Origin of the sequence: Giesbergeria anulus, from assembly GCF_900111115.1 — a bacterium.
GTDB lineage: Bacteria > Pseudomonadota > Gammaproteobacteria > Burkholderiales > Burkholderiaceae_C > Simplicispira > Simplicispira anulus.
On sequence record NZ_FOGD01000024.1, the window covers coordinates 1 to 6,790 of the forward strand.

General features: G+C 51.6%; 5 protein-coding genes. All 5 read left to right on the plus strand.

What is annotated here, in order from left to right; genetic code table 11:
* Positions 1-744 precede the first annotated feature (744 nt).
* The 5 genes from BMX55_RS15855 (at position 745) to repC (ending at position 6,735) form a co-directional block, all read left to right on the plus strand.
* On the plus strand, positions 745-972 hold the full coding sequence (locus BMX55_RS15855) for an antitoxin of toxin-antitoxin stability system (protein WP_091459384.1): 228 nt from the start codon (positions 745-747) through the stop codon (positions 970-972).
* Positions 962-1,330 carry a type II toxin-antitoxin system PemK/MazF family toxin gene (locus BMX55_RS15860; protein ID WP_091459386.1) on the plus strand — a complete coding sequence of 123 codons (369 nt, stop codon included), beginning with the start codon at positions 962-964 and terminating at the stop codon, positions 1,328-1,330. Before BMX55_RS15855 ends, BMX55_RS15860 begins: the two co-directional genes overlap by 11 nt.
* A gap of 1,651 nt (positions 1,331-2,981) precedes the next feature.
* The gene (locus BMX55_RS16805; RefSeq protein ID WP_245751527.1) at positions 2,982-3,203 is read left to right on the plus strand and encodes a hypothetical protein; all 222 of its coding nucleotides are present in this window, start codon (positions 2,982-2,984) and stop codon (positions 3,201-3,203) included.
* Positions 3,204-4,897: 1,694 nt separating this feature from the next.
* Positions 4,898-5,761, plus strand: a complete 864-nt coding sequence (locus BMX55_RS15880; protein ID WP_091459395.1) for a helicase RepA family protein — start codon at positions 4,898-4,900, stop codon at positions 5,759-5,761.
* Positions 5,758-6,735, plus strand: a complete 978-nt coding sequence (gene repC, locus BMX55_RS15885) for a replication protein C, IncQ-type (RefSeq protein WP_091459397.1) — start codon at positions 5,758-5,760, stop codon at positions 6,733-6,735. Before BMX55_RS15880 ends, repC begins: the two co-directional genes overlap by 4 nt.
* The last annotated feature ends 55 nt before the right edge of the window (positions 6,736-6,790 follow it).

A 6,790-nucleotide genomic window follows, 5' to 3' on the forward strand; every position in this document is an offset into this window, starting at 1 on the left:
GGTTACGCTAAACCCGATAGTTGGTTACGCTAAACCCGATAGTTAGGCCACTTTTCAAAAACGTAAGTCATTGATTTTTAAGGTGTTTTTTTTTGCATCGTCTAATAAGGTCTAACAAAGACCTACTAGCCGCAGGTCGGTCGGCCTTGAGGGCCGCCTCCCTTTGGCCCCCACGCAGCTCAAAAATTTCAGAGCACCCAATGGGGCTTCGCCCCCCTCGCTATGCGAGGTCTCCCCCCAACAGCCACCCCCCGGGCTTCGCCCGACCCCAAGGGGTAATAACAAGCGGGGAGGAGGGGTGGGCAGCGAATAGCTACCAATGGCGTTTAAAGGGGTCTAGCAGGCCACATCGACCACCACTGGCTACGTGGGTAGCTAGAACCAGTCTAAGTGCCTTCTATCCCCTCATTTCCCCAACACACGCAATCAACCTCTTCCCCGCTTGTTAACTACCCCCAGAGGGGGTCGGGCGAAGCCCGGGGGGTATTGCACAGAGCCTTAAAGCTGGGTAGGCAGTCGGATTGCTCATGGATGCGGCTAACACTGGCTAAAACATTGATGCAAGGCCTGTGTGCAACCGTCAGGCTACCACCCTAGCTTGATGGTCTCAAAACCCCTTAAATCGCGTTTAAGGCATCTACCCGCAGTCTCTGGATAGGTAGTCATGCCAGTAGGTGTCGCTCCTAAATTCGTAATACAATTTCGCACTACAATTTTGCTGTAAGTAAACGAAGGAGGAAAACAATGCACACGCACACGCTATCGTTTCGGGCCGGGGATGATTTTGTTGAGAAGACACGCTCTCTTGCTGAGCTTCTAGGACTTAAAAGTTCGGATTACATTCGGGAAGCTGTGGCGGAAAAAAACGAACGCATAATGGCAGAACGCATTGCCATGTTGTCTCGAAAACTATCATCAAAGCACCTTGCGTTTAATGAAACTACGGAAGGAACGCTTAAAGATGGCATCTAAAATTAAGCGTGGGCAGATTTGGGCTGTTGATTTTGAGCCGCAAACGCATAAACAAGAGCCGGGTAAGCGCAATCGCCCGGCGCTGGTCATTCAAACTGACCTGCTTAATGATGCTGGACACCCTACCACCATCATCATTCCGGGTACATCAGACTTTGAGAAAGAAGACTGTTTTCCGTTGCGTGTGGGGCTAGGCAAGCTACCTGGCCAAGGTGTAAATGAAGCAACTGATTTGCTGATAGACCAAATTCGCGCGGTCTCAAATGCTAGATTTATGGGCGATAAACCACTATTAACTTTGAGCACAAATCATATGCGTCGTGTCGAAGAAGCTTTGAAATTGCTAATAGGTCGTTGAGCCAAAAAAACCGCCCCTAGAGAGATTAGGAGCGGTTTTAGAGTAAATCACGTTTAAGCAAAACGTGACGTAGAATTGACCTAGATGCATCATTTTAGGATGCGATGCCGTGCCAAAATTGCCTTCATATAAAAGGCACGGTCTTTTCTAGTAATCAATTACTTGCTATTTAGTCCGCCAGAACTAAAAGTTTTCGTCCATACAGCCGCCAAGCCGTTGGATTATCTTCTGCAATGAGCCGCCAAGCTCTAAGTTAATAAACTACACACACTTTTTCAACTGCTGACGGTTTTCAAGTGCACTTTCGTGCTTCTATCAAGCTTGAGTGATTAGTTCTCGCTATCAAGTCAGACTCTACTATCCATCGCTCCCTCTCTTTTACTCATATTCACCGAGCCATTCGGTGCAAGAGTACGAAGAGATTCCCACGTTAGCTAATCGTGTCGAAACCGCGATTTAAGTACGTGGCACCTAGAGTCATAGCATCGCATACGCTTACCCGTTTCCGGTTTCAGTCGTTCGATGTTCCATAGCAACGACTTACCCGCTATGACTCGTCAAAGGTGCATCACTCCATTTGGAGCACGCCCAAGGTCTCTTACTGCGATAAAGAGGACTCACACCTCTATTTACGTGCTTAAGCTATCCAGCGACCCATCCATTACGATGGTGCCAAGCGGTCCAGGTTTCCCCTCGCGCCCCTATTACGTTTCCGCAATCTCAGCAGCCTACACGCGCAGCATCCGTCACGCCGTTCTTTTTTCAAACGTCCCGGATGGTGGATTCTCACCACTTCACGACCAACAGGGTTTACTGTGTTACCACAACTCCCGTGTCCGTGTCGCCCAACAACAAAAAATTAGATTGGGTCGAAAGAGTATTGTCATACTCTAGCGCCCGTTGCAGCCGCACCAACCAGTATTACCCGGTATGCAGCTACGGCAGTTTGCTACTCTTATGGCGAAGAGATAGCGCGGGGTTTCCCCCAGTGTGTGTGTGTTTGCAGTTGGCGGTCTGCCTAGTGGGCCCTAGCTGGCCAAGGCCCACTAGGCAGACCGCCTGATGCAAGTATGCGCTAGCCTTTCGGTTGCGCTTTGCATCTGGCCTATCTGTGTATAGCGCTCTTTTCCTCCGAGAAATTCGAAAATTTCTCGGAACATCATTACATCCAAGTCGTTGCAACCAAATCACACTGCAACTGCGCGCTATACACAGGCATAGACAACTATTGGAGCCCGTATCTACTATGCCAGCATCAACCCCAGTCGCTCGGTCAAAGACCGCAGCATTATCACGCATCACCGATAGCATCCCCAAAGGTTACTGTCGCTACACCGTAGGAGAAGTTAAACCGGAGAAGGCATTGGCGCTTGCTCAGAAGCTGCATCAGCGTCATGCGATAGGTGCTACACCCGCACAACGTATTACACGGAAGTCGCACGGAAAAGCGAATGCTTTGCTTGTGCTTTATCAACCCGAAGGAGCCGCAGTTGTTCATTGGTTAATGCTCTTCACGAGCGGCGAGCTTGATTCTCATGAGCAGCTGCGCGATGTTACTAGCAAGCCATATCTCCAGTGGCTCGGATATGAGTTGGTTAGGCACCCAATACGAGGCCGGACAGCGTGGACGTGGCGGAGACCTAAGTCCGAGATGTCGGAGCACTACGTGATGCTGGATGCTGCGCTGAAGAAGCACCACTACGGCCTCGTTGCAGACCACCTTCAGCGTATCGCTAATCAGCCGGGCTTCCATGGCGTTCGGGAGCAGTCCTGGGCGCTTTGTCAGCATGCTCATAAGCAGGGCTACAGCGGCGACCTACCCACCCTCTACTACGTTCAAAAAGTCTCCCACGGCGACCGTATAGCGCTTTAGCTATGTTGTTAAAAAAATTAGCGGCATATGATTGTAAGTTTAACAATATATTTTTGTTTTTTTATCCGCATATTTTTACATAAATACACTTGACTTTTTGCAATATGTTGCTAAAATTAGCTAAACACTCTGTCGACAACATTTTGAGATATTTTTGCTCCGTATGTTTATAATTTTTCATCCGTATATTTTCATTGTATGCGGATAATTTATGATACAATATGCGGATATAATAAATGCAACATATTTTTATTTTTTTAGCAACACTGAATATTCTTTATTTTTTGACAGTACGTTAGCTATACTATATTGTCTTTTTCATCAACACCATAGGAGCATCAACATGCACATTCGACAACAAGGCTCAAATCTCGTGCTCGTACGCACAACGTACGACCCTGCCCGGAAGCGCGGGGTACAAACAACAATCGGCCGCATTCCGGCTCACACTACGACTGACAGCGTGCCAGCCGAAGTGCGCGGACAGCTGACTTTGGAGGAAGCCGGACAACTCGACGACTATCTCCGGGCACGGGCAGAAGGGGTACGACTTGAGTCGCAGAAGAGAAGCGTAAGCACCATAGCTGGACTACTCAGGTCGACGACTGACGCTATCAATGCTGGCGTAAAACCAACGAATTCCGACAGCATCTGGGAAGCCATGTCAGAACTTCAAAAGTCACTCAAACGAGCAGGTTTCCCGAAGCCGCAGCGTGCTGACAAGGAGGCATGATGCCAAGCCCACTCGACCGATTCAAACGTACTAAACAGCCCCTACAGCCGTTTCTACGGGCAGATGACGCTAACGCACTAGATGCTGAATCCGTTGCCAGCGCTCTCGGTCTCACTGTTAAGCCGGAAGGTCGGCACTACGAACTGAGCAACGGCATGCGCGGCACGCTACGCGAGCACATCGTCTGGTGTCACAAGGACGGGACAGGTATCGGCGATAACTGCGCACTTGCTCAAGCAGTCACCGGCTTGCAGTTCAGGCCCGCGCTCGAACTCTTGTTATCCGGTGCCGTGCAACCTATTAAGCCAGTCGCCCCCCGTGCTATCGCAGTTCTGCGGCTACAACCTAGCACCGAAGCGGACAAAACAGCAGGACGGGCATACTTAGCCCGCCGGGGTGTATCGGCTTATGCCTTGGCTAGAGCTGAAGCCGCTGGCATGCTGGACTACGCACCGGGCGCAATCCTCTTTATAGGTCGGGATGCGGATGGCCAGTCGCGCAGTGCTACGCGGCGAGGTTACCTGCCCAACGACCCCCGCCCAAAACGTGACCTTAGCGGCACGGACAAATCATGGCCAGCGTATCTAGCCGGGCAGCCGAACGAATTATGGGTCGTGGAAGGGGGTGTTGATGCCCTTGCGCTACTTACACGCCACGGCGAAAGTCACCCGTCAATCATAGTGACAGGAGGCATAAACGTCACATCTTGGCTCGATAACCCGCAAATTCAAGCACGCCTAAAACGTCTTTGGAGGTGCACAGTAGCGGGCGAACGAGAGAAAGACACAGAGACGCAAACACGAACAGACGAGCAGCGCCGAAAACTGGTGGCGCGGCTACAGCAGCTCGTCCCAGAGGTATCCCTCTGGATGCCACCCGCAGGTCGTAAAGACCTAGGGGAAATGCTCTCGGGCGCTGTAACGCCTGAGAGCCTAAAGAGCGACACGGAAAGGAACTAACTATGCCGACTATGGATATTTTAGCAGCGTTCAGTACAGAACCGCCCCCACAAGACTTCATACTCCCCGGCTTTCTTGCGGGCACTGTGGGTGCGCTCATCGCACCGGGTTCGACTGGTAAGTCAATGCTTGCACTCCAGCTTGCGTGTGCAATCGCTAGCGACCAGCCGCAAGCAAACACCACCGGCCTAGACATCCCCCGGCATGGGGGTGTGCTTTATCTCAATCTCGAAGACCCGCCGGGCGAGATTCAGCGACGCTTACACGCGCTGGGCAGCCGTTTCGACCTACTGACGCGGGAGAGCATCGCAGATAGCTTAACCCTGTCAGCCCGTATGGGGGTCGCTACTGACATCATGAACAGGCAGTTTATGCGGACACTGCTAAAGGCTGCGGCAGGCCAGCGGCTCATCATCATCGACACACTGAGCCGATGCCATGGGCTTGATGAAAATGACAATGGCGCAATGTCACGGTTGGTCGCGAGGCTAGAACATGTCGTACGGGAATCAGGGGCAGGATTACTGTACCTACACCACACATCGAAAGCCGCCGCCTTAGCAGGGCAAGGGAATCTGGCGCAGGCCGCCCGGGGAGCATCAGCACTCATTGATAACGCGAGGTGGTGTGGCAACTTGATGAAGATGACTCCAGAAGAAGCAACAGCTCTGACGCAGGGTTCCGGGCTACCGATAGGGGAGAAGCGCCGAGGGTTCTTTGTCAAGTACGAAATCGGGAAGCAGAATTACGGACAAGTCCAGCAGAGCCAGTGGTACGAGCGGGCAGACGGCGGCATCCTCAAGCCAGTCACTCTCGACGGTACAAGCAAAAAAAGCTCAGCTGTAAAGAAAAGTGAGTGGAAATGACGCGGTCGCAAGTATCAAAATTTGCAAAACTAGACCCAGCGCACGTTCTCGACGGACTTTTCGTGCCAACAGCACACAAAGGACAGGCGCTCTATGATGTTTGCGGCCAATTTGACGGGGGAGAGATTTCGTTTAAAGGTGTCCAACTATCGGTAGCACATCAATCCGTTTTGCTGTCAATCGCCGCACGCACGGGCCGACAGCCTAGCGCAGAAGGGGTAGTTATAGCTGGAACAGCTAATGATTTGCTAGCTCAGGTCGCTGAACCGGCTGAACAGCTTACTGATGAACAGCTTGAGCTGGCTCGGCAGGCTCAGCAGATAGCCCGGACGGGTGAAGCGAAGAAACACGATTTCTCGCTCGTTAAAACTTCGGCGTACAGTCTTCTCGTCGATGCGGGCATGAAAACTGGGGCATCAGACTATCACAAACTTCGTGAACTGTTACACGAGATGGCCACGGTCGTGATGTACCGAAACATCAAAGGTACCGGGGGAACATCGCAGCTACTAAGCTTTCAGCACCAAAAAGACAAGTTGGTGGTCAGTCTGAATTGGCGACTAGCCGACGCAATTTTCGGCGGTCAAAACATACACGTCAGCTTAACTGAACGGCATTTGCTATCAGAGTCTCCAGTCGCAAAAATTTTGCACACCTGGCTATCTGCCTACATACGTCCGGGGCAAAGTTTGATGGCAGGCCACGGGGCAGAGGTTGATACGCTTATACGGCATGTGTGGGGGAATAGACCAGCATCCGAGAGTACGCTGAAGCAAAGACGCCGCCGCATACGAGAAGCTCTAGGCGCTATCAATGCTTTGCGTGGATGGACAACGTCAGTTGAAGGAAGTCATGCGTTCATCAGCAGACCTAAGCTGCTGGAGCGCGGCGGAGACCCGACACGTGGCGAGTTTTTAGAGGCGGAAGTGAGGACGGAGCTGCTATGGTCCGAAAAGTGGGAAAAAGAAACCTGAAACCGCTGCAAGGTTACGCTAAACCCGATAGTTGGTTACGCTAAACCCGATAGTT

Coding starts and splice junctions, on each gene's coding strand:
- BMX55_RS15855 (WP_091459384.1), top strand. CDS start 745: ATGCACACGCACACGCTATCGTTTCGGGCCGGGGATGATTTTGTTGAG.
- BMX55_RS15860 (WP_091459386.1), top strand. CDS start 962: ATGGCATCTAAAATTAAGCGTGGGCAGATTTGGGCTGTTGATTTTGAG.
- BMX55_RS16805 (WP_245751527.1), top strand. CDS start 2,982: ATGTCGGAGCACTACGTGATGCTGGATGCTGCGCTGAAGAAGCACCAC.
- BMX55_RS15880 (WP_091459395.1), top strand. CDS start 4,898: ATGCCGACTATGGATATTTTAGCAGCGTTCAGTACAGAACCGCCCCCA.
- repC (WP_091459397.1), top strand. CDS start 5,758: ATGACGCGGTCGCAAGTATCAAAATTTGCAAAACTAGACCCAGCGCAC.